This is a genomic window from Pseudescherichia sp. (assembly GCF_031979925.1).
Taxonomy (GTDB): domain Bacteria; phylum Pseudomonadota; class Gammaproteobacteria; order Enterobacterales; family Enterobacteriaceae; genus Pseudescherichia.
Genome location: NZ_DALZFB010000004.1, coordinates 123,457 through 146,389 on the forward strand (window position 1 = coordinate 123,457; position 22,933 = coordinate 146,389).

The window sequence follows — 22,933 nt, forward strand, 5'->3', positions numbered from 1 at the left end:
ACAGCCTGACGAGGCGTCAAAACCCTATACGAAGCTCGAGCTAATTTGATTTTTGGAGAATAGACATGTCCCGAGTCTGCCAAGTTACTGGCAAGCGTCCGGTGACCGGTAATAACCGTTCCCACGCACTGAACGCGACTAAACGCCGTTTCCTGCCGAACCTGCACTCTCACCGTTTCTGGGTTGAGAGCGAGAAGCGTTTTGTCACCCTGCGCGTATCTGCTAAAGGTATGCGTGTAATTGATAAGAAAGGCATCGATACAGTTCTGTCTGAACTGCGTGCCCGTGGCGAAAAGTACTAAGTACTTAAAGAGGAAATAAATCATGGCTAAAGGTATTCGTGAGAAAATCAAGCTGGTTTCTTCTGCTGGTACTGGTCACTTCTATACCACTACGAAGAACAAACGTACTAAGCCGGAAAAACTGGAACTGAAAAAGTTCGATCCAGTTGTCCGTCAGCACGTTCTCTACAAAGAAGCTAAAATTAAATAAATTTTAGTTTTCTTGTACAGAAACCCGGCTTCGGCCGGGTTTTTTGCATTCTGTGTATCCTTAACGGAGGAAACATGCCTGAATTACCTGAGGTAGAAACCAGCCGCCGCGGTATAGAGCCGCACCTGGTGGGTCAAACTATCCTGCACGCAGTGGTACGCAATGGCCGCCTGCGCTGGCCCGTTTCCGACGAGATCCACCGCCTGAGCGATAAGCCAGTGCTTAGCGTACAGCGGCGGGCAAAATATCTGCTGCTGGAGCTGCCCGACGGCTGGATCATCATTCACCTCGGCATGTCCGGCAGCCTGCGCATCCTCCCCCACGATCTGCCTGCCGAGAAGCACGATCATGTCGATCTGGTGATGAGCAACGGCAAAGTGCTGCGCTACACCGATCCGCGCCGCTTTGGTGCCTGGCTGTGGACTAAAGAGCTGGAAGGGCATAACGTGCTGGCGCACCTGGGGCCGGAGCCGCTGAGCGATGCGTTCAATGCAGAGTATCTACAGCAGAAGTGTGCGAAAAAGAAAACTGCCATTAAACCCTGGCTGATGGATAACAAGCTGGTAGTGGGGGTAGGCAACATCTACGCCAGCGAATCGCTGTTTGCCGCCGGGATCCACCCGGACCGGCTCGCCTCGTCACTCTCTCATGAAGAGTATGCCCTCCTGGTGCAGGTGATTAAGGCGGTGCTGCTGCGCTCGATAGAGCAGGGCGGGACAACGTTAAAAGACTTTCTGCAAAGCGACGGGAAGCCGGGCTATTTTGCCCAGCAGCTACAGGTTTACGGGCGCAAAGGCGAGCCCTGCCGCGTCTGTGCGACGCCCATCGTGGCGACCAAGCACGCCCAACGCGCCACCTTCTACTGCCGTAACTGCCAGAAGTAGTCGCATTATGTAGGCCGGGCAAGCGCAGTGCCGCCCGGCATAGCGAATCCTACCGAAGCTTCTGCAAAAGTGCCTGATGCACGTTTGTCGGCAGGAAGTCAGCCACGTCGCCCTGATGACGTGCCACCTCTTTTACCAGCGACGACGAGATAAACGACCACTCTTTGGCAGGCATCAGAAAGACGCTCTCCAGCTCTGGCATCAGGTGGCGGTTCATATGCGCCAGCTGGGTCTCATACTCAAAATCGGCCACGGCCCGTAGACCACGGATCAGGATCGTTGCTTGCTGGTCGCGGGCAAAGCTCGCCATCAGATCGCTAAAGCCAATTACCTCAACGTTTTCAATATGGGCGGTAGCTTCCTGTGCCAGAGCAACGCGCTCCTCCAGGGAGAAGAGCGGCTTTTTGCTTGGGCTGGCGGCAATCGCCATGATAACCCGATCGAACATGCCCGCGGCCCGGGTAATGATATTGATATGGCCGTTAGTGACCGGATCGAAAGTGCCAGGGTAAATTGCGCGCTTTTGCATATAAAAACCTTAATGGGCTTTTGGTGGCAGATAGGGTTCCAGCAATTGTAACAGACGCTGCAGCGCGCCCTGGTTTTGATAGAGGACCTCTACCGCATGACGGCCGTAGAAGTTACGGTAGTCCTCATCAGTCAACAGGGAGGCGACCTCTTTGCTCAGCGAGGCGACGTCCGCAACGGTGATCAAACCGTCGGCCTGGGTCAGACGGGCACAGATATCTTTAAAGTTGAAGGTGTGCGGACCCATCAGCACCGGGATAGCGTGCGCGGCGGCCTCAAGCGGGTTATGCCCGCCGCGCTCTACCAGCGAACCGCCAACAAAAGCGAGATCGGCAATGCCGTAGAGCAGCATTAGCTCGCCCATGGTATCGCCTACCACTACCTGGGTGCTGCTGGAGGGGACCTCTCCCGACGAGCGGGTGATATAGCTCAGGCCCGCCTGCCGCACCAGGTTGATGGCGTCCGGGAAGCGTTCCGGATGGCGCGGAACCAGAATCAGCAGCAGGTTAGGAAACTCTCTCAATAGCGTCTGGTGTGCCTCGATAACCGCACTCTCTTCGCCTTCGTGGGTGCTGGTGGCGATCCAGACCGGACGATGCGGGGCCCACTGGCGACGCAGCGTCACAGCCCGGGAGGCGAGCTGGGGCGTCACCGAGATATCGAATTTCAGGCTGCCGGTGACGGTGAGCTGGTTACGCTTTGCCCCAAGGGCAATAAAGCGCTCGCCATCCTCTTCGTTCTGGGCGGCGATCAGCGTGATACGGCGCAGCAGGGTGCGAATAAAATCGCCCAGCTTTGCATAGCCTTTAGCCGAGCGTGCAGAGAGACGAGCGTTGGCAATCACCAGCGGGATCTGGCGTTTGTGCAGAGCGGCAATCAGGTTCGGCCACAGCTCGGTCTCCATCACCAATACCAGCTTCGGATCCACGGCGTTTAAAAAACGATTGAGCGCGTCCGGCAGATCGTAGGGCAGATAGACGTGCTGAACGTCATTGCCAAAAGCGGAGAGCACGCGCTCTGAGCCGGTTGGGGTCATCGTGGTGACGGTAATCGGCAGATCGGGATAGCGATGGCGCAGGGCGCGAACCAGCGGGATTGCCGCCAGGGTTTCGCCTACGGAAACGGAGTGCATCAGAATGCCGCCGGGCTTAAGCGGTTTCTTATAGAAGCCGTAACGCTCGCCCCAGCGTTTGCGGTAGGCCGGTGCTTTGCGACCACGCACCCAGAGACGCAGCCAGATAAACGGCTGAATCAGGTAGAAAAGAGTGGTGTAAAGCAATTGAAGCATAGTACGCAACTGGCTGATGGATGTGCTGGGAATTCTATGTATTTAGCCGCATCAATGCCATCACTTTTGCCGAATTCGCTGCAAATCCCCTCTCTCGCAAGCGATGAATCCTAAAACGCATGCTTTTTTGTAGTAATTTTATAAAGTTAGTTTAAATCAGCGGCTTGCTGAAAAAACATTCGTGTCGGATTGGACAGTAAGAAATGCTACACTAGCGCGCAAAAATGGGCGCGTTACGGTGCACAGGTAGCTGGTAAGCCTGGGCGGTAGCGTGCTTATTGTTGTCTATACTGGTCATCATCAACGGATAAGAGCCGCTTGTGGAAAAGCCATTTCAAAGAATTCTGCTGATAAAAATGCGCTTTCATGGGGATATGCTTCTCACGACGCCCGTCGTAAGCACCCTGAAACGCCATTACCCTGACGCGAAAATCGACGTGTTGCTCTATCAGGATACTATTCCTATCCTGTCAGAAAACGCAGAGATCAACGCGCTCTACGGCCTCAAAAATAAAAAAGCCACAGCCGGAGAGAAAATCACTAACTTTGTGGATGTGCTCAAACAGCTGCGCGCTAACCGTTACGATCTTATCGTCAATCTGACTGACCAGTGGATGGCCGCTCCGCTGGTGCGCTGCCTGCCTGCCCGCGTCAAGATTTCCCAGGATTTCCCCCATCGGCAGGCGGCTTTCTGGCGCAAAAGCTTTACTCATCATGCTCCCGTCATTGGCGATCACATTGTTGAGCGCAACCTGTCGGCACTGCGTCCACTAGGGATCGCCGAGGATTGCCGCGAGCTAACCATGAGCTATACCGGGCAAAACTGGCAGGCGATGCGTGAGCAGCTCACTGCTGCCGGGGTAGGAGAACATTATGTGGTGATCCAGCCCACGGCGCGTCAGGCCTTCAAGTGCTGGGATAACAGCAAGTTTTCCCAGGTCATTGATGCTCTGCATCATCAGGGCTATGAAGTGGTGCTTACCTCCGGCCCGGGCGCGGATGACCTGGACTGTGTGGAAGAGATAGCCAGCGCCTGTGAAACGCGACCGGTGACCGCGCTGGCAGGGAAAACGCGTTTTCCTGAGCTGGCTGCGCTTATCGATCATGCCGCGCTGTTTATCGGCGTCGATTCTGCACCGATGCATATCGCTGCGGCGGTAAAAACGAAAATTATCGCCTTGTTTGGCGCAACCGATCATATTGCCTGGCGTCCCTGGTCAGATGACGCCATCGTGCTTTGGGCCGGGAATTACCAGCCAATGCCGACGCGTGACCAGCTCGATCGCAACCGGCGCTACCTCTCGGCGATCCCGGCAGAGGAGGTCATTGCTGCTGCCCGAACGCTGCTCTCACCGCGCCATTCTGCCGGGCAGGCAGGTGGCTCCTTATGATCGTCGCCTTCTGCCTCTACAAATACTTCCCGTTTGGTGGGCTACAGCGTGACTTTATGCGCATTGCCCAGACGGTAGCAGGGCGCGGCCACCAGGTGCGCGTCTACACTCAGTCCTGGCAGGGCGAATGCCCCGAACAGTTTGAGCTGATTATCGTTCCGGTCCGCAAGCGCACTAACCACGGACGCAACGCAGAGTATTATCAGTGGGTAAAAGCGCACCTTGCACAGCACCCCGTGGCGCGGGTGGTGGGTTTTAACAAGATGCCAGGCCTCGATATCTACTACGCGGCAGACGTCTGCTATGCCGAGAAGGTGGCACAGGAGAAGGGCTTTTTCTATCGCCTGACTTCACGTTACCGCCACTATGCAGCCTTCGAGCGCGCAACCTTTGAACAGGGTAATAAGACGCAGCTGTTGATGCTAACTGATAAACAGATTGCTGATTTCCAGCGTCACTATCAGACCGAGCCTGAACGTTTTCACATCCTCCCGCCCGGCATCTATCCCGATCGTAAATATACCCAGCAGATACCCGACAGCCGTCGCGTCTATCGGGAGAAAAATCGTATCGGTGAAGCTCAGAACTTTGTTCTACAGGTAGGGTCAGATTTTAACCGTAAGGGTGTGGCGCGCACCATCGAGGCCATCGCCGCGCTGCCTGACGCGCTGCGGCAAAATACGCTGCTGTTTGTTGTCGGGCAGGATAAACCTGGGCCCTTCGCTGTGCTTGCCGCAAAGTTGGGCATAAAAGAGAATGTACACTTCTTTGCCGGACGCAGCGACGTGGCCGAACTGATGGCCGCAGCGGACCTGCTTGTGCATCCTGCGAAACAGGAGGCGGCAGGCATTGTCCTGCTGGAGGCGGTGGCGGCAGGACTACCGGTGATTGTGACCGAGGTCTGTGGCTACGCGCCCTATATAGCGGATGCCCGCTGTGGTGTGGTGATTAACGAGCCGTTTTCGCAGGCAGTACTCAACAAAACGCTGGCCGATGCGCTGGGTATGCCGTTGCGCCTGAGCGAGTGGGCGACTAATGCTCGTCACTATGCGGATACGCAGGATCTCTACAGCCTGCCGGAAAAGGTCGCTGATATGATAACGGGTGAAGTGAATGGTTGAACTGAAAGAGCCGCTGGCCACCTTATGGCGCGGTAAAGATGCCTTTGCCGAAGTGAAAAAATTGCAGGGCGACGTATTCCGCGAGCTTGAAACGCGCAGAACGATCCGCTTTGAGCTGGCTGGCAAGAGCTACTTCCTGAAGTGGCATCAGGGTACCTCGGTAAAAGAAATAGCCAAAAACTTACTCTCTCTGCGCATGCCGGTGTTGGGAGCTGACCGGGAGTGGAATGCGATCCATCGCCTGCGCGAGTGCGGCGTCGATACTATGCATGGCGTTGGCTTTGGTGAGAAAGGGGCCAATCCGCTAACGAAAACCTCGTTTATTATTACCGAGGATCTGACTCCAACGATTAGCCTTGAAGACTACTGCGCTGACTGGGGCGTGAATCCGCCCGATCTGCACGTTAAGCGGATGCTTATTCGCCGTGTGGCCATGATGGTGCGCAAGATGCATCAGGCCGGCGTTAACCATCGTGACTGTTACCTGTGCCACTTCCTGCTGCACCTGCCCTTTTCTGGGGAAGAGCGTGATTTAAAGCTGTCGATAATCGATCTTCACCGGGCGCAGATCCGCCGCCGCGTTCCACAGCGTTGGCGCGATAAGGATCTTATTGGTCTCTATTTCTCCTCAATGAACATTGGATTAACAGAGCGGGATGTCTGGCGATTTATGAAAATCTATTTTGGCGTGCCACTCAAGGAAATTTTTCGCCAGCAAGATGAGTTAATTCGCCAGGCTAGAGAGAAAGCAAATAAAATTCGCGAAAGAACAATTCGCAAATCATTATGATTTCTCAGTGCAAAGGGTCTGCAAGTCTTAGTAATTTTTCAACTTTATTGGATAAGAGTCAAAAATGTCTCAGCTCAGCGATGAAAATGTCATCCTTTCTATGTTTGAATACGATTCTCAAACAAAGACATCCGAAAATAGTTTAAATATAGCTTTTGGTATTGATAAGAACTTCATTTTTGGATGTGGAGTGGCCATTGCCTCAATCCTCTTAAGCAACAAAACTTTATCCTTTAAATTTCATGTATTTACAGACTCTTTAAGCGATGAGGATAAAGTTCGATTTTCGCAGTTAGCTGAACAGTATAAAACATCGATAAAGATCTATTTAATTGACTGTGAAAAGCTAAAATCTTTGCCTTCGACAAAGAATTGGTCTTATGCGACCTATTTTCGTTTTGTTATTGCAGACTACTTTTATCATAAGATAGATAAGCTGCTTTATTTGGATGCTGATATTGCATGCAAAGGAAGTCTACAGGAATTAGTTGATTACCCATTCTCAGAGAATGAAATTGCTGCTGCGGTCACAGAGAGAGGTGACGAGTGGTGGAGCAATCGTGCAGTAAGGCTTTCAACCCCAGAGCTAAGGTCTGGCTATTTTAACGCTGGCTTTTTATTAATCAACATCAATGAATGGCATAATCACGATATCTCTTCTAAAGCGATAGAGATGCTTCGCATACCGGAATGGGCCGAAAAAATCACGCATCTCGATCAGGACGTTTTGAATGTTCTCCTCGTTGGAAAAGTGAAATTTATCAGCGGCAAATATAATACACGCTTTAGCATTAACTATGAATTGAAGCGTAATGTAATCAACCCTGTTAACGATGAGACTGTTTTTATTCACTATGTGGGGCCTACCAAGCCCTGGCATGAGTGGGCGCAGTATCCCGTTTCACAGAGCTTTCTGACGGCAAAAGCAGAATCCCCATGGCATAGCGTAGCGTTACTTAACCCCATGAATAGCAATCAATTTAGATACTGTGCAAAACATAAATTTAATCAAAAAAAGTATTTACAAGGATTGCGAAGCTATTTTAACTACTATAGAGCCAAAGTTATAAAGGGATAAGAAAAGTGGATTTTAAAAAACTCACCCGGTTCAAAGACATAGTGGTATTGGATAAGCGCACGGTAGCGTGTGATGACCGAGAGACTTTTAATATTTCATGGGGTATTGATAAAAACTATCAGGTTGGAGCTGCAATCTCTATTGCATCAATTCTTGAAAATAATAAACAACAAAATATTCAATTTACCTTTCACATCATCAGCGATTTCTTAGACGGTGACTACGTTGAATTGCTAACGCAGTTGGCGGATCAATATAAAACGGTAATAAAACTATACCATATTGACTCTCAACCATTAACCTCATTGCCAAAAACGAATATTTGGCCAGTATCTATCTATTATCGTCTACTCTCTTTTGATTATTTTTCAGAGCGGCTTGATAAATTGCTTTATCTCGATGCTGATGTTACATGCAAAGGCTCTTTACATGAGCTGGCGGCGATGGAGTTTAGCAGCGAGTATGGTGCCGTTGTCGTTGATGTTGATTCGATGCAGAAGAAAAGCGCTGAACGCTTGCAGAATGATGAGTTTAAAGGAAACTACTTTAACTCCGGTGTAATGTATATAAATTTACGCCAATGGCTTACATCCCATTTAACAGAGAAGTTCTTTGAACTTCTTTCCGATAATAACATTACAAAAAATATAAAATACCCCGATCAGGATATTTTAAACATTATGTTTTTACATCATGTGAAAATATTGCCGAGATCATACAATACTATTTATACCTTAAAATCAGAGTTTGAGAAAAAAGATAGAAATTATTATAATTCGTTTATTAATGATCAGACAGTTTTTATTCACTACACCGGCGTCACAAAGCCCTGGCATGATTGGGCAGACTACCCTTCAGCGCAGTTTTTCCGCAGTGTTTATGAAATTTCGCCCTGGAAGATAAGACCCTATCAAGCAGCAGAGCAAAAGCATGAGTATCGGGAAAGGTATAAGCATTTGCTTTATCAAAACAAGTTCTTCGATGGCCTTTGTGCAGCAATAAAATATAATTTAATGAAGGGTTGAGCTTAATGATTGATAAAATCATATTTACGGTTACGCCTATTTTCTCCATACCTCCGCGTGGCGCTGCCGCAGTGGAGACATGGATGTATCAGGTTGCGCAGCGAACCACTATCCCTAACCGTATTGTATGTATTAAAAACGAAGGTTACTCTGATTATTCAGTTGTAAATACCAACTGTAGTATCCATCGTATAGGATTTAGCCGTATCTATAAACGTATTTTTCAGAAATGGACGCGATTAGATCCGCTGCCCTATTCACAGCGAATACTGAATATTGCCCGAGATTTTCAGATAACTGATAATAGCGTTATAGTTGTGCATAACAGTATGAAGTTATATCGGCAAATTCGTCAGCGTGCTCCCAAGGCGAAAGTTGTGATACATATGCATAATGCGTTTGAGCCAAAAGGGCTTGATCCTGATGTTAAGATGATTGTGCCAAGCTTATTCTTAAAAAATTATTATCAATCGTTTTTGCCACAGGCAGACATTGTTATTGTACCTAACGGTATTGATTTAGACTGTTATCAATCTGCTGATAAACCCAAGCTAACGTCCGATCTCAATATTAAAGCAGATGAAAAAGTCATCTTTTATGCGGGACGTATTGTTCCTGATAAGGGTGTCCTGTTGCTTTTACAGGCATTTGAAAAAGTTATTGCCGCACAAAAAAATGTAAAACTCGTTGTTGTTGGCGATCATATGGAAGCGAGTAAAAGTGATAAAGGCGCTTATCAACGAGATGTCAGAGAGATAGCGGAGCGGCTTAACGATCGTTGCGTTATGTTGGGAAGCATATCTCCCGAAGCAATGCATCACTACTACTCTCTGGGTGATTTAGTCGTCATTCCTTCTCAGTTCAAAGAGCCATTTTGTATGGTAGCGATTGAAGCGATGGGTGCAGGAAAGCCTGTACTGGTTAGTACGCGCGGAGGAATGGTTGAGTTTGTTAAGGATCGTCATACTGGTTATCATTTGTCAGAACCAATGACGGCAGAATCAATTGCTCAGGATATTATGGCTGTATTGCAAAACAGTGAGCTCTCGGATATCGCTAAGCGTGGTCAAAATTACGTATATGACCACTATAGCTGGAACAGCGTTACCGAGAGCTTTGAAAAAGTGTTGCACGACTGGTTTGGTTAAAAAGCTACTTAACGTAGCTTTTTCCTGTCATGCAGTTTTATTTTTCATGGCTAGCAGGAATCCGGCAAAAATCCCTAACAGATCCAACTCTATCTGTTCCAGATTACCGCGGATAATAAAATAGCCAATAAAAGATAGCAAAATTATTATATAGGCATTATAGGGCGAGTAGCGATCGCCCCTAAAGGCGTTTGATACACACTCTTTGATAATGCCTGCGTATATCAAGAGAAGAGCGGCCAGCCCTAACAGACCCATACCAAACCAGACAAACAGTGCCAGGTTATGCGGGCCAATTGATTCTTTCATTATCCAGCCAGGATAGTCTACAACACGCTTGTTGTATACATTATCATAAGCCTTATTGCCAAAGCCGTATCCAACAACGGGGTTTTCCATAATTAAATCAAACGCGCTTCCTTGGGTACCGTTAGTGTAACGATAGGAACTGTCGGTTTGCTGGAGCTTGAATACTAGCTTCGACGGTGTATCTTTGCTCATGAAAATTGCACTCAGGAAAACGGCGGCAACTATTGCTCCTGTCGCTAACAATTTCCACTGTTTATAAAGTAGAGTCCAGATTAGCCCGACAATCAATACGGACAGCCAGGCTCCGCGTGACAGCGTACCCAACATCAGGAAAAGATAAGCTGCGCTTAATACTAAAAAGGCAATTCGGTATCCCTTTGACTTGATAAGCCATAGGTTTAAAAGTGCGGGGAATAGAAACACCAGTGAGTCAGAGATCGTACGATGCCTGTAGTCTGAAAAGGGCATAATGCCTTGCTGATAATCCTGATAATAGGAAACAAGCTCAGCTAGCGAGCGTAAGCTTAGTGAAGTCAAAAATGAGAAAAAGAGAAGTTTTGAAATCGTTGATTTAGTTTCATTCCGCAGCAAAACAGGAATAACAAGCGTACATAACAGTGTATTTTCAACAATCGAGTTGTTTATAGCCTTTAGGCTAGCTTTAAATTCTGGCGTATGAAGCAGTGAGAGAAAAGCTGTCGCTGTCAGAAAAATAACGCTGGCAAAAAGAAAACTTTTAAATATTGTTAAATAATGTCGTGGCTGCTTGCATAAATACACAATTGTGGTAATGGTCATCAGGATGACAATAAGATGTTTATATCGTGTAATACCGTTTAAAAAATAGGTGGCGATAAACAAGAATATAAGTGCTCTGTTCCAATACACATTCCAGTCTTTTTTCTCACTACCAAAAAGCAAGGTTAAGGCCATCTCTTCTCCAACGTATAGTTACGAAAGCACATTATTTTGACAGTAGCTGATCAAGTACAGTAGATGCGGGTAAGCTAGCAAGACTCTTATTGGCAGATCGGCATTCTGTCTGATTCTTTCCATATCCCCCAATCAGTCCAGGATCGGTAGGACCATATAAAGTAATATTTGGGCGATCGAGCGCTGCAGTCAGGTGGCTTAAGCCTGTATCAACCGATACCACATACTTTGCCCCTGCCAGCACGCGAGCCACTTCTTCAAGACTCATTCGTGGCAAGACATCAACGTAATCAAACCCTTGCGCCAGCCTTTTTGCCCGTGCTTCCTCATGAGGCGCCCCCCAGGGCAACTTAATACGTACGCCAGACTCCGCAAGTAAGCTAATCAGCTCTCGCCAGTTGGCTTCCGGCCAATGTTTATCATCCCGTGTGGTTGCGTGCAAGAATACTGCATACTGGCCTCTATCAGCATTCAGATTAGTCGCTAAATGTTTGGCAATGGCATAGTCGCCCTGGGTCTGCGGCTTGCGGTAGCCCAGGCTTTTCGCAAACAGCTCCCGGGTGCGTTCCACGGCGTGCTGCTGCTTTGCAATATGATGACGGCGGTTGTAGAAAAGGCTGGCTAGCGGCTCGCGAGCGGTTTGCCAGTCCATGCCGTGCTTCAGGCCATGCGCCAGCCGGGTGACCAGCGCTGCGCTTTTGACCAGCCCCTGCGCGTCGATGACTGCGTCATAGTGAACCGCCCGCAGGGTCTCACGAAACGCCCGGCGTTCGGCTTTTACCGGTGCGGAGAACCAGGCTTTACGCCAGCGGCGCAGAGCCACCGGAATTACGCGATCCACCGCCTCGTGCCAGGAGGGGATCTGGGCGAAACCTTCCTCTACCACCCAATCAAAGCGGATCCCGGCGATCGCCTGCATGGCATCCGTCAGGGCGGGCAGGGTATGCAATACGTCACCCATCGACGATGTTTTTACAATCAGTACCCGCATTCGTTAGCCTTCTTCATCCAGCAGCAAGCCGTTCAGCGTCTCCAGCACCTGCTCGGGCTGAATATCGATCAGGCTCTGGTGGTAGCCCTCTGCGGCATCGCCTTTACGCACTTTGTGGTAGCCGGTGATCAGACGGATCACGCGAGCCTTATGCGACAGCGGTGGGGTAAAGTCCGGGCTACTGGGTCCGTACAACGCCACCAGCGGGCGGTTAAGCGCGGCGGCAACGTGCATCAGACCGGAGTCGTTGGTGACCACTGCCCGGCAGGCCGCCAGTAAAATGACCGCCTGCTCAAGCTGCGTCTCACCGGCCAGATTGCGGCACCAAGCCTGTTGCTCAAGGTTGAGCATGGCTAAAATTTCGTTCCCCGCGCCGTGATCTTTCGCAGAGCCAAACAGCACCACCTGATAGCCTTCGTCGATCAGCTGTTTCGCCAGCTCGGCGTAGTGGTAGTGCGGCCAGCGTTTTGCCGGGCCAAACTCCGCGCCGGGGCAGAAGCCGATGATGGGGCGATCGGTCAGGATGCCGAAGGTGTTACAGGTACGGCGCTGTTCGCTCTCATCCACCTGCAGCTGGGGCCAGAGCAGCGGCTGGGGCAGATCTTTTGCCGATTCCATCACGCCTTTATCGTAGGCCAGCGCCACATAACGCTCAACCATCAGCGGCCAGGCCTGCCTATCCAGCACCCGGGCGTCGTTAAGCACGCCGTAGCGCATCTCGCCACGCCAGCCGGTGCGTACGGGGATATTGGCAAAGAAGGGCACAAGGGCAGATTTATAAGAGTTGGGCAGCACGTAAGCGCGATCGTAGCGGCGCTCGCGCAGGCTCACACCAAGACGACGACGCGCGCCAAGCTCCAGCGCCCCATGCCCAAGCGGCATAGGGATCGCTTCATTCACTTCCGGCATCCGCGACAGCAGCGGACGACACCATGCGGGTGCCATCACGTCGATTGTCGCCTGGGGATAGCGCGCCTTAAGCGTGCGATAGAGACTTTGCGACATCATCATGTCGCCCACCCATGACGGGCCTATCACCAAAATTTTCATGCAGGTTCTTACGCGTCGCGATTCAGCCAGGCCATATATTCCGCTACGCCTTCGGCAACGGTTTTAAACGGCTTGTCGTAGCCTGCCGCACGCAGATTGGTGAGATCCGCCTGGGTAAACGCCTGATAGCGGCCTTTCAGCTTCTCCGGGAACGGGATGTACTCAATCTCGCCCTTCTTGTGGAACGCCAGCGCGGCATCGGCCACGGCCTGGAAAGACTCAGCACGGCCGGTACCCAGGTTGTAGATACCAGAGACGCGGTTTTCCCAGAACCAGAGGTTTACCGCCGCGACGTCGCCTACGTAGACGAAGTCGCGCTTGAAGCCGTCGCTGCCTTCAAAGAGCTTCGGCGTTTCGCCGTTGTTCAACTGGGTGTTGAGGTGGAAGGCGACGCTGGCCATGCTGCCTTTGTGGCCTTCACGCGGACCATAGACGTTAAAGTAGCGGAAGCCGACGATCGGCGAGTTCGCTTCTGGCAGGATCTGGCGCACATACTCATCAAACAGGAACTTAGAGTAGCCGTAGACGTTCAGCGGCTGCTCGTACTCGCGGGATTCGATAAAGTCGCTGGTGCGTCCGCCGTAGGTTGCAGCTGAGGAGGCGTACAGGAACGGTATATCGCGCTCCAGGCAGTAATGAAGCAGCTCTTTGGAGTACTGATAGTTGTTTTCCATCATATACTTGCCATCCCACTCGGTGGTGGAGGAGCATGCGCCTTCGTGGAAGATGGCTTCAATGTCGCCGAACTCTTCGCCCGCCATAATCTGGATAAGGAAATCTTCTTTATCCATATAGTCGGCGATGTTCAAATCGGCCAGATTAACGAACTTGGTGCCATCTTTCAGGTTATCGACCACCAGAATGTCGGTGATGCCTTTGTCATTGAGCGCTTTGACAATGTTGCTGCCGATAAAGCCTGCGCCGCCGGTAACGATAATCATAACTGTAACCTTTGAAGGTGGAAGCACTGAGACAATCTCAGGCATGAATACCTTTATCATACCATTACATTGCCGACCCTTCAGCTCTTCACCGCAATCCCGGCGGGCCGTACGTGATTTGTACTGCAAAAACGACAACCGGTGCGGCATCATCTCGTATCAGCGTAATGCTTTCGGTAAGATGTGCTGAAATTTGCCCAGTCTGGAGAATTGCAATGCGTGGGGATTTTTACCAACGGTTGAACAGCGACCTTGAAACCGCCCGGGCGGAAGGGTTGTTTAAAGAAGAACGGATTATCACCTCGGCCCAGCAGGCTGATATCACCGTTGCCGACGGCAGCCAGGTGATCAACTTCTGCGCCAACAACTATCTCGGTCTGGCGAACCATCCGGATCTCATCAGCGCAGCGAAGGCCGGGATGGACAGCCACGGCTTCGGCATGGCCTCGGTGCGTTTTATCTGCGGCACGCAGGATACCCACAAAGCCCTTGAGAAGAAGCTGGCCGGGTTCCTTGGCATGGAAGACGCCATTCTCTACTCCTCCTGCTTCGACGCTAACGGCGGCCTGTTCGAGACGCTGCTGGGCGCGGAAGATGCCATTATCTCCGATGCCCTGAACCACGCCTCTATCATCGACGGGGTCCGCCTCTGCAAAGCCAAACGCTACCGCTACGCCAATAACGACATGCAGGAGCTGGAGGCGCGTCTGCAAGAGGCGCGCGACGCTGGCGCGCGACAGGTGCTGATCGCTACCGACGGCGTCTTCTCTATGGATGGCGTCATCGCCAACCTGAAGGGCGTCTGTGACCTGGCGGATAAGTATGACGCGTTGGTGATGGTTGATGACTCCCACGCGGTGGGCTTTGTTGGCGTCAATGGGCGCGGCACCCACGAATACTGCGAGGTGATGGGCCGGGTGGATATCATCACCGGCACGCTGGGCAAGGCGCTCGGCGGCGCATCCGGCGGCTATACGGCGGCACGTAAAGAGGTGGTGGAGTGGCTGCGCCAGCGCTCGCGTCCCTATCTCTTCTCCAACTCGCTGGCCCCGGCAATCGTCAGCGCCTCCATCAAGGTGCTGGAGATGCTGGAATCCGGCGCGGAGCTACGGGAAAAGCTGTGGGCTAACGCCAGCCTGTTCCGTGAAAAAATGAGCGCTGCGGGCTTTACCCTGGCCGGAGCCGATCACGCCATTATCCCAGTGATGCTGGGCGATGCGGTAGTGGCGCAGAACTTTGCCCGTGAGCTGCAAAAAGAGGGGATCTACGTTACCGGTTTCTTCTTCCCGGTGGTGCCGAAAGGCCAGGCGCGCATTCGTACCCAGATGTCGGCGGCCCACTCCCCTGAACAGATTGAACGTGCGGTGGAGGCCTTCACCCGCATCGGTAAACAACTTGGCGTGATTGCCTGAGGATTAAAGATGAAAGCGTTATCCAAGCTGAAACCACAGGAAGGGATCTGGATGACCGACGTGCCAGAGCCAGAGGTGGGCCATAACGATCTGCTGATCAAGATCCGTAAAAGCGCGATCTGCGGCACAGATGTGCACATCTACAACTGGGACGAGTGGTCACAAAAAACCATTCCGGTCCCGATGGTGGTTGGTCATGAGTACGTTGGGGAAGTGGTCGGCATTGGCCAGGAGGTCAAAGGCTTTAAGATCGGCGATCGCGTCTCCGGCGAAGGCCATATTACCTGCGGGCACTGCCGTAACTGCCGCGGTGGCCGGACTCATCTCTGTCGTAATACCGTTGGCGTCGGCGTTAACCGCCCTGGCTCCTTTGCCGAATATCTGGTTATTCCAGCGTTTAACGCCTTTAAAATTCCGGATAACATCTCTGACGAGCTGGCGGCAATCTTCGATCCGTTTGGTAACGCTGTGCACACCGCGCTCTCCTTCGATCTGGTGGGTGAAGACGTACTGGTATCCGGTGCGGGTCCTATCGGCATCATGGCGGCGGCGGTAGCGAAGCACGTTGGCGCACGCCATGTGGTGATCACCGACGTCAACGAGTACCGTTTGGATCTGGCGCGCAAAATGGGCGTCACCCGGGCGGTTAACGTGGCGACCGAAAGTCTGGATCAGGTGATGGCCGAGCTGGGCATGACCGAAGGGTTTGACGTGGGTCTTGAGATGTCCGGCGCACCGCCGGCGTTTCGTACCATGCTCGATACCATGAACCACGGCGGCCGCATTGCGCTGCTGGGGATTCCGCCGTCGGAGATGTCTATCGACTGGAACAAGGTCATCTTCAAGGGGCTGTTTATCAAGGGCATCTATGGCCGTGAGATGTTTGAAACCTGGTACAAGATGGCGGCGCTGATCCAGTCCGGGCTGGATCTCACTCCGCTCATTACCCACCGTTTCAGCATCGATGAGTTCCAGCAGGGCTTTGACGCCATGCGCTCCGGCCAGTCCGGAAAGGTGATCCTGAACTGGGATTAAGGGCAGGCCGTCTTCCAGTACTCCCCCGGTAGCGCTACGCTTACCGGGGCGCCATGTCATCACCGGCAGGTGACGACATGGCGCAAGTAGCTCGCGCAGGTCAGGAATGCGAGGTGGCTTTGCCTCGCAGCTTGCGTGAAAGCTTGCGAATATCTTCTTTTAGCTGGATCAGACGGTACACCGCACCCTGGCCCTCTATCTCGATATGGTATTTTTTGCGCAGCGTGAGAATATCGTTCGCCTGGCATACGCGCATACTGCCGCGGCAGGAGAGATCGATAATCTTCAGTTTGCCCCCTGGCGTGCGAATAAAATTCCCAGCGTGAATATCATTAGATGCAAGCCCAGCGCGATGCAGCATCAAAATGCAGTTTTTTATCTCTTCGCGATTAGAATCGTCTATTGCCCTAAGGGGCGTTCCTTCGACATATTCATGAATGGTATAGACATCAACACACTCGCGCCCGACCATTTTTTCCGCGACATAATAGAGATCGGCCGTTCCGGTATAGCCCTGGGCGATAGCGCGATCGGTGGCGTAAATCAGCTTCGAGAAGAACGGGCCGGAAAGATAGTTTTGCAGCCGTTTCTCCAACCGTTTATCTTTTTCGCGATCGTTTTTAACGATGTACTTTTTACCTTTATACTCCACTACGGCGACCGTTCTATCTTCGTTGCCGCTGCCTAACGACGTGGATGGCAGCTTCCCCGCCAGATACTCTTTTAAGACCTCACCAAAGCGGACCTCCGTTTCCTTTTCATAAATAGTGAAGCCGTTTTCTTTACTGGTAACGATAGCCATATCACTTCCGATCGGGTGGTTACATACAATAATTTCTCGCAGTATCATACCTTAACCCGCCGTAATCTGTTGTCGTCAAAGCTTAACAATAACTGCTTATTCTTAATGCATTCTTATTTTCTCTCCTAAAAATCAACCGGAACAACAAACCGTGCGGCAGCTTAAGGTTGCCTTAAGAAACGACGCATAAAATGTGACCGCATATCCATTGTTAAGCAGGTGATTATTAAGATGATTCATTCAGGCAAACTGAGCGTCATTATCCCTCTCTATAATGCTGGCGAAGCATTTGCCGCCTGTATGGAGTCGCTGGTGGCGCAACGCTGGGCTGCGCTGGAGATTATTATCGTTAATGATGGATCAACAGACTGCTCCGTTGGGATAGCGCAGCGATATGCTGAAAAATATCCGCATATCCGACTGATTAATCAGGCGAATGCGGGTGCTTCGGTCGCACGAAATCGTGGCATGAAGGAGGCGACAGGAGAGTACGTCGCTTTTGTTGATGCAGACGATCTCACCTATCCCGGAATGTATGAAACGCTAATGACTATGGCGCTCCAGGATGACCTTGATGTGGCCCAGTGCAACTCCGACTGGTGCGACAGCGAGACGGGACACAGCTGGCAATCGATCCCGCTTGACCGCCTGCGTTCTACGGAAGTGCTGACCGGCCCGGATTGGCTGCGCATGGCGCTGGCCTCCCGCCGCTGGACACATGTCGTGTGGATGGGCGTGTATCGTCGGCAAATGCTTGAGGCGTGCGGGCTGACCTTTGTGCCTGGCCTACATCATCAGGATATCGTGTGGTCTACCGAGTGCATGTTTAATGCCCGTCGGGTGCGCTATACCGAAGAGTCCCTCTATAAATACTTCCTGCATGACGCCTCGGTAAGCCGACTCAAACGGCAGGGAGAGAAAAACCTCGCCTATCAGCGGCACTACATCAAAATCACCCGCCTGCTGGATAAGCTAAACCGCGACTATGCGGATCGTATCCCTATCTATCCGGAGTTCCGCCAGCAGATAACCTATGAGGCGCTGCGCGTGTTTCATTCGCTGCGTAAAGAGCCGGACACCCTGACCCAGCAACGCATGATTGCCGAGGTGTTCACTTCGGGGATGTTCCGCCGGATGCTTACCAACGTACGCAGCGTCAAGTTGGCCTACCAGGCGCTGCTCTGGTCTCTGCGGCTCTACAAGTGGCGCGATAAATCGCTGTCGCACCACCGTATCGCCCGTAGAGCGTTAAAGCTCGGTTAACGCTGGCCCCAGCCCTGCCACTGCTGCTGGAACCAGGCCGTGATCGAACTTTGATTGATGCTTTCGCCCAGTACGGTAAAGAAGCGGCTGGCATAGACCGGCTGTAGAGGCTGTTTCGGTTTACACAGCTTCACGCCGTGGAATGGATTGCGCGGTGCGGCGGGTTGTTGCCCGTTGCCAGCAGGCGGCGTCAGATTTGGTCTGGAGGTGTCGATCTGCGGTTCGTTAAGCAGACTGCTCGGGCGCACCAGAGTGATATCCCCCGGCAGGCTGTAGATCATCTGCTGCAATACGCGCACGGTGGTAGGGTGCGGGTGGCCAATGGCGATCGCCGAGCCGTTGCGGCGGGCCAGATCCACCGCCCGGTTAAACTGGCGGCGGATATCACCTTCGTTCTGCGTATCGTCAAGAAATACCCGACGCTTGATCACCTTCACGCCCGTCCCGGCGGCGGCGCGCATTGCCTGGCTGTTGCCGATGGTCATGCTGTCGAGGAAGTAGAGGTTGTAGCGCTCCAGGGCCTGCATCACTTTCTGCATGCCAAACAGGCTGGAGGTCATGGCGCTGCCCATGTGGTTATTCAGGCCAACGGCATAGGGTACTTTGCCATAGGCGTCGCGAATGATGCGCTCGATCTCGTCGCTGCTCATCTCCGGGCGCAGGGTATCTTTTTCCAGCGGCTGCTTGCTCAGGGGGGCCATCGGCAGGTGGATCAGCACCTCATGGCCGCTATTGTGCGCTTTAGTGGCCATCTCATGGGCATGTGGGGCGTTAGGCAGCACGGCAACGGAAACCGCGGCGGGCATCGCCAGCACCTGGTTTTCCGTATGCGGGCGATAGCCGAAATCATCAATGACAATGGAGAGCTTGCCGGCGTGCGCCGGAACAATAAACGGCAGAAGCGTCATAATCACGAAAAACAGACGACGAAGCTGAAGCAAAACTTATCTTCCCAACCACGGTTGTGGATTAACCGCCTGACCCTGACGACGAATTTCAAAATAGAGTGACGGACGGCCCTGACCGCCACTGCTGCCCACGAGGGCAATCGGCTGACCGGCGCGAACCTGGGTTCCAACGCTGACCAGTGCGCTCTGATTATAGCCGTAAAGGCTCATATCGCCTTTCCCGTGCTCAACCACCACCACCAGGCCGTAGCCTTGCAGCCAGTCGGCGAGGATCACTCGCCCGTCAGCAATCGCTTTTACTTCGCTACCTTCGGACGCGCCAATCACAATTCCTTTCCACCGTAGCTCACCCTGCAACTGTTCGCCATAGCGATGCAGCAGCGAGCCGCGAACCGGCCAGTAGGCCTGACCACGTGGGGAGCCTAAGCCTCCGGTGCGCGACATCAGCGAACGCTCGTTCTCGGTAGGCTTATAGGTGGTGCCTTTACGGGAGGCCTCCTTCTGGCGATCGCGTACCGCATCGGCCTCGCGCGCCTCGCGCTCTGCACGTGCTTTCGCGGCGGCTTCCGCCCGGGCAAGGCTGTTGCGCAGACGGGATTCGTTAGCGCGCATCTCGCTCAGCTGCTGCTGGCCCGCCTGAATAGAGCTTTCCAGACTGGTGAGGGTCTTTTTACGCTCGTTGCGTGCCTGCTCCAGCTTCGCCTGCTGGGCCTGCTGTTCATAGAGCAGCGTCTGCTGCTGGCTCTGCTTCTCTTCCAGCTCGGCCCGCTGGGCAGCGACCTCTTCACGGGTCTGCTTTAGCTGGGCGATGGTCTCCTGACGCGCCTGGTTCAGGTAGCCGTAATAGGCCTGCATGCGCTCGCCGCGGGCGGTCTCTTCACTGTTAAAAATATACTGGACACCGGAGTGCTCGCCCTGGCGAAATGCGGCGTCGAGCTGGGCTGCCAGGTTGCGCTCCTGGCTGGCTTTCTGCTGTTCAAGTCTGGCAATCGACGCGTTCATGGCGTCAATCTGCTTGTTGAGTTCGTTGAGGGTGCTTTGGGTTTCACGCAGCTTGCGGGCGGCGGCAGAGATCGCCTCTTCCTGCTCTTTAAGCTGCGCCAGAAGCGTAGCGCGCTGCTGCTGCTGCTGCCGTACCGCTCGCTCTTTGCTGGCGATGTCGGCCTGAATCGATTTTAGCTGGTCGCGATCGTCCGCGTGGGCGGGAAAAGCGCACAGCAAAACGCCAGCGCTGAGCGCGCTGGCACAGAACAATGGCCGGACAGTGCCGGCCCATGTAATTGAAAAAATCGCCTTTCCCCTCATGGGGAGCGATTATTCCACGATGAACAGCGGCTTGCCAGTCATCTCTTGCGGGATTTCCATGCCCATCAGGCTCAGCATGGTCGGCGCGATGTCCGAAAGTTTACCGCCGCTGACTGCTTTAACCGATTTACCACCGACGTAGATCAGCGGAACCGGCAGGTTGGTGTGGGCGGTATGGGCCTGGCCGGTGGCCGGGTCGCGCATCTGCTCGGCATTGCCGTGATCCGCGGTAATCAACAGCTGACCGCCTGTGGACTCTACCGCGTCGGCTACCTCAGCAATGCATTTGTCCAGCGTTTCGACGGCGGCAACGGCTGCCTCAAACACGCCGGTATGACCGACCATATCGCCGTTCGGGTAGTTGCAGATGATGGTATCGTACTTGCCGCTCTTGATGGCGGTGACCAATTTTTCAGTTAATTCTGCAGAGCTCATCTCCGGCTGCAGGTCGTAAGTGGCTACTTTCGGGGAGTTGATCAGGATGCGATCTTCGCCGCTGAACGGCTCTTCCACGCCGCCGTTGAAGAAGAAGGTGACGTGCGCATACTTTTCCGTTTCGGAGATACGCAGCTGGGTTTTGTCATTCTTCGCCATCCACTCGCCGAAGGTATTAGCCAGCGAGGCGGGCGGATAGGCGCAGGACGCGTTAATGTCAGCAGCGTATTGAGTCAGCATCACAAAATCGCCCAGCTTGACCGCTTTTTTACGGGCGAAGCCGTCGAAATCGGCGTTGACGAAGGCGCGGGTGATTTCACGGGCGCGGTCGGCGCGGAAGTTCATGAAAATCAGCGCGTCGCCATCTTGCATAGCGGAGTCGTCCTGGCCTGCGGCGCGGATCACCGTCGCCTTCACGAATTCGTCGTTCTCGTCGCGCGCGTAGGCGGCCTGTAAACCCGCCACGGCGGTATCGGCCTGGTATTCGCCCTGCGCCTGAGTCATCAGGTCATAGGCCTGCTCAACGCGATCCCAGCGGTTATCGCGGTCCATGGCGTAGTAGCGGCCAATGAGAGTGGCGACGCGGCCTTTGCCCAGCTCGGCAAACTTCTCTTCAAAGCGTTTGAGAGAGGACTCTGCGCTGCGCGGCGGGGTGTCACGGCCGTCGAGAAACGCGTGCAGGTAGATCTTCTCTGCGCCGCGTGCCGCAGCCAGCTCCACCATCGCCAGGATATGATCCTCATGGCTGTGCACGCCGCCTGCCGAGAGCAGGCCCATAATGTGCACGGCCTTGTTCTGCGCGACGGCGTTGTCCACCGCGCCTGTCAGCGCTGGGTTGCTAAAGAAGGTGCGCTCTTTAATTTCAACGTCCAGACGGGTGAGATCCTGATAAACAATGCGGCCTGCGCCCAGGTTAACGTGGCCCACTTCAGAGTTACCCATCTGACGGTCCGGCAGGCCGACTTCGAGGCCGGATGCGTCAACCAGCGTGTGCGGACGTTTCGCCCACAGAGCGTCCATCACCGGCGTTTTGGCATTAAGAATAGCGTTATCCTGCTGATCTTCGCGGTAGCCGTAGCCATCCAGAATCACCAGTACCATAGGTTTTTTAGTAACCGACATTGCGACAACCCTCAAGCTCGTAAGACAAAAAATTTGCCTGATTTTACTACGACTGAATCGATTAAATAGCCGCAGAAGATCAAAGAAAAGGGCCGGGAACGCGCTGATTCGGGCCGCTTTTAGCGCTTTTTTCCGTGACGGTGCGCAGAAAATGCATTCCTTGCTGCTCGCTGGCTGTATTTGCCACACTGCACAGGTATACTCCCTTCCTGGTTTTTTTATTCACTGAGTCGGGAGCTGTTACCCCCCATGCAAGAAATTATGCAATTTGTTAGCCGTCACCCCATCCTCTGTATCGCGTGGGTTGTGTTACTGGGGGCGGTGCTGTTCACCACCTTCAAAGGCCTTACATCAAAAGTGAAAGTGATCACCCGTGGTGAAGCGACGCGTCTGATTAACAAAGAAGAGGCCGTGGTTGTCGATCTGCGTCAGCGTGATGATTTCCGCAAAGGGCATATCGCCGGCGCGGTGAATTTGCTGCCAGCCGAAATTAAAGCCAATAATGTAGGTGAGCTTGATAAACATAAAAGCAAACCCATTATTGTTGTAGATGGTTCTGGCATGCAGGCGCAGGAGCCTGCCAGCGCGCTGGTCAACGCGGGCTTCACACAGGTCTATGTGCTGAAGGACGGCGTTGCAGGCTGGAGCGGCGAAAACCTACCGCTGGTTCGCGGTAAATAAT

The 22,933-nt window shown here is 52.9% G+C and carries 23 protein-coding genes; 13 read left to right on the forward strand and 10 right to left on the reverse strand.

From position 1 onward, the window contains the following. Window positions 1-65 precede the first annotated feature (65 nt). From rpmB to mutM, 3 genes are all read left to right on the forward strand, one after another. The gene (gene rpmB, locus RTM13_RS08945) at window positions 66-302 is read left to right on the forward strand and encodes a 50S ribosomal protein L28 (protein ID WP_002436699.1); all 237 of its coding nucleotides are present in this window, start codon (window positions 66-68) and stop codon (window positions 300-302) included. 22 nt (window positions 303-324) lie between these two features. Beyond that, window positions 325-492: a 50S ribosomal protein L33 gene (rpmG, locus tag RTM13_RS08950; RefSeq protein WP_003024094.1), complete on the forward strand. Its 168-nt coding sequence runs from the start codon at window positions 325-327 to the stop codon at window positions 490-492. A gap of 74 nt (window positions 493-566) precedes the next feature. Continuing rightward, the gene (gene mutM, locus RTM13_RS08955; RefSeq protein ID WP_312211710.1) at window positions 567-1,376 is read left to right on the forward strand and encodes a bifunctional DNA-formamidopyrimidine glycosylase/DNA-(apurinic or apyrimidinic site) lyase; all 810 of its coding nucleotides are present in this window, start codon (window positions 567-569) and stop codon (window positions 1,374-1,376) included. Window positions 1,377-1,425: 49 nt separating this feature from the next. Here the strand turns inward: mutM and coaD are convergent, their stop codons facing one another. Together coaD and waaA are read right to left on the reverse strand one after the other, a co-directional pair. Continuing rightward, the gene (coaD, locus tag RTM13_RS08960; RefSeq protein WP_312211711.1) at window positions 1,426-1,905 is read right to left on the reverse strand and encodes a pantetheine-phosphate adenylyltransferase; all 480 of its coding nucleotides are present in this window, start codon (window positions 1,903-1,905) and stop codon (window positions 1,426-1,428) included. Between the two features lie 9 nt (window positions 1,906-1,914). Continuing rightward, on the reverse strand, window positions 1,915-3,192 hold the full coding sequence (gene waaA / locus RTM13_RS08965; protein WP_312211712.1) for a lipid IV(A) 3-deoxy-D-manno-octulosonic acid transferase: 1,278 nt from the start codon (window positions 3,190-3,192) through the stop codon (window positions 1,915-1,917). 320 nt (window positions 3,193-3,512) lie between these two features. Here waaA and rfaQ point away from each other — a divergent pair, with 320 nt between their 5' ends. From rfaQ to RTM13_RS08995, 6 genes are all read left to right on the forward strand, one after another. After that, window positions 3,513-4,583 carry a lipopolysaccharide core heptosyltransferase RfaQ gene (gene rfaQ / locus RTM13_RS08970; protein WP_312211713.1) on the forward strand — a complete coding sequence of 357 codons (1,071 nt, stop codon included), beginning with the start codon at window positions 3,513-3,515 and terminating at the stop codon, window positions 4,581-4,583. After that, a complete protein-coding gene (locus tag RTM13_RS08975; protein ID WP_312211714.1) occupies window positions 4,580-5,704 on the forward strand; it encodes a glycosyltransferase family 4 protein in 1,125 nt (374 codons plus the stop codon). The genes rfaQ and RTM13_RS08975 overlap by 4 nt, the downstream gene beginning before the upstream one ends. Further along, window positions 5,697-6,494, forward strand: coding sequence for a lipopolysaccharide core heptose(I) kinase RfaP (gene rfaP / locus RTM13_RS08980; protein ID WP_312211715.1), 798 nt, complete (start codon window positions 5,697-5,699; stop codon window positions 6,492-6,494). Before RTM13_RS08975 ends, rfaP begins: the two co-directional genes overlap by 8 nt. A 64-nt stretch (window positions 6,495-6,558) precedes the next feature. Then, window positions 6,559-7,572 carry a lipopolysaccharide 3-alpha-galactosyltransferase gene (waaO, locus tag RTM13_RS08985; RefSeq protein WP_312211716.1) on the forward strand — a complete coding sequence of 338 codons (1,014 nt, stop codon included), beginning with the start codon at window positions 6,559-6,561 and terminating at the stop codon, window positions 7,570-7,572. Window positions 7,573-7,577: 5 nt separating this feature from the next. After that, on the forward strand, window positions 7,578-8,597 hold the full coding sequence (locus tag RTM13_RS08990) for a glycosyltransferase (protein ID WP_312211717.1): 1,020 nt from the start codon (window positions 7,578-7,580) through the stop codon (window positions 8,595-8,597). A gap of 5 nt (window positions 8,598-8,602) precedes the next feature. Next, complete coding sequence (locus RTM13_RS08995) at window positions 8,603-9,745, forward strand: lipopolysaccharide N-acetylglucosaminyltransferase (RefSeq protein ID WP_312211718.1); 1,143 nt, start codon at window positions 8,603-8,605, stop codon at window positions 9,743-9,745. 27 nt (window positions 9,746-9,772) lie between these two features. On the opposite strand, the gene rfaL is transcribed toward RTM13_RS08995, so the two are convergent. From rfaL to rfaD, 4 genes are read right to left on the reverse strand one after another with little or no spacing between them, the layout of a single operon-like run. Continuing rightward, complete coding sequence (rfaL, locus tag RTM13_RS09000; RefSeq protein ID WP_312211719.1) at window positions 9,773-10,987, reverse strand: O-antigen ligase RfaL; 1,215 nt, start codon at window positions 10,985-10,987, stop codon at window positions 9,773-9,775. Window positions 10,988-11,018: 31 nt separating this feature from the next. Next, window positions 11,019-11,978 carry a lipopolysaccharide heptosyltransferase RfaC gene (gene rfaC, locus RTM13_RS09005; protein ID WP_312211720.1) on the reverse strand — a complete coding sequence of 320 codons (960 nt, stop codon included), beginning with the start codon at window positions 11,976-11,978 and terminating at the stop codon, window positions 11,019-11,021. A 3-nt stretch (window positions 11,979-11,981) separates the two neighbouring features. After that, window positions 11,982-13,028 (reverse strand): ADP-heptose--LPS heptosyltransferase RfaF, encoded by a 1,047-nt coding sequence (gene rfaF / locus RTM13_RS09010; protein WP_312211721.1) that lies wholly within the window; start codon window positions 13,026-13,028, stop codon window positions 11,982-11,984. A gap of 8 nt (window positions 13,029-13,036) precedes the next feature. Beyond that, a complete protein-coding gene (gene rfaD / locus RTM13_RS09015) occupies window positions 13,037-13,969 on the reverse strand; it encodes an ADP-glyceromanno-heptose 6-epimerase (protein ID WP_312211722.1) in 933 nt (310 codons plus the stop codon). 215 nt (window positions 13,970-14,184) lie between these two features. Between rfaD and kbl the strand changes: the two genes are divergently transcribed. After that, window positions 14,185-15,381 carry a glycine C-acetyltransferase gene (kbl, locus tag RTM13_RS09020; RefSeq protein ID WP_312211723.1) on the forward strand — a complete coding sequence of 399 codons (1,197 nt, stop codon included), beginning with the start codon at window positions 14,185-14,187 and terminating at the stop codon, window positions 15,379-15,381. A gap of 9 nt (window positions 15,382-15,390) precedes the next feature. Then, window positions 15,391-16,416 (forward strand): L-threonine 3-dehydrogenase, encoded by a 1,026-nt coding sequence (gene tdh / locus RTM13_RS09025; RefSeq protein ID WP_312211724.1) that lies wholly within the window; start codon window positions 15,391-15,393, stop codon window positions 16,414-16,416. A gap of 100 nt (window positions 16,417-16,516) precedes the next feature. On the opposite strand, the gene RTM13_RS09030 is transcribed toward tdh, so the two are convergent. Next, window positions 16,517-17,218, reverse strand: a complete 702-nt coding sequence (locus RTM13_RS09030; RefSeq protein WP_312211725.1) for a lipopolysaccharide core heptose(II) kinase RfaY — start codon at window positions 17,216-17,218, stop codon at window positions 16,517-16,519. A gap of 231 nt (window positions 17,219-17,449) precedes the next feature. Here RTM13_RS09030 and RTM13_RS09035 point away from each other — a divergent pair, with 231 nt between their 5' ends. Next, on the forward strand, window positions 17,450-18,481 hold the full coding sequence (locus RTM13_RS09035; RefSeq protein ID WP_312211726.1) for a glycosyltransferase: 1,032 nt from the start codon (window positions 17,450-17,452) through the stop codon (window positions 18,479-18,481). On the opposite strand, the gene RTM13_RS09040 is transcribed toward RTM13_RS09035, so the two are convergent. From RTM13_RS09040 to gpmM, 3 genes are read right to left on the reverse strand one after another with little or no spacing between them, the layout of a single operon-like run. Continuing rightward, window positions 18,478-19,389, reverse strand: coding sequence for a divergent polysaccharide deacetylase family protein (locus tag RTM13_RS09040; RefSeq protein ID WP_312211931.1), 912 nt, complete (start codon window positions 19,387-19,389; stop codon window positions 18,478-18,480). The two genes, RTM13_RS09035 and RTM13_RS09040, sit on opposite strands and share 4 nt — an antisense overlap. A 36-nt stretch (window positions 19,390-19,425) precedes the next feature. Continuing rightward, window positions 19,426-20,694: a murein hydrolase activator EnvC gene (gene envC, locus RTM13_RS09045; protein WP_312211727.1), complete on the reverse strand. Its 1,269-nt coding sequence runs from the start codon at window positions 20,692-20,694 to the stop codon at window positions 19,426-19,428. Window positions 20,695-20,703: 9 nt separating this feature from the next. After that, the gene (gpmM, locus tag RTM13_RS09050; RefSeq protein WP_312211728.1) at window positions 20,704-22,251 is read right to left on the reverse strand and encodes a 2,3-bisphosphoglycerate-independent phosphoglycerate mutase; all 1,548 of its coding nucleotides are present in this window, start codon (window positions 22,249-22,251) and stop codon (window positions 20,704-20,706) included. 249 nt (window positions 22,252-22,500) lie between these two features. Between gpmM and RTM13_RS09055 the strand changes: the two genes are divergently transcribed. Beyond that, on the forward strand, window positions 22,501-22,932 hold the full coding sequence (locus tag RTM13_RS09055) for a rhodanese-like domain-containing protein (protein ID WP_042393305.1): 432 nt from the start codon (window positions 22,501-22,503) through the stop codon (window positions 22,930-22,932). Window position 22,933: the final 1 nt, after the last annotated feature.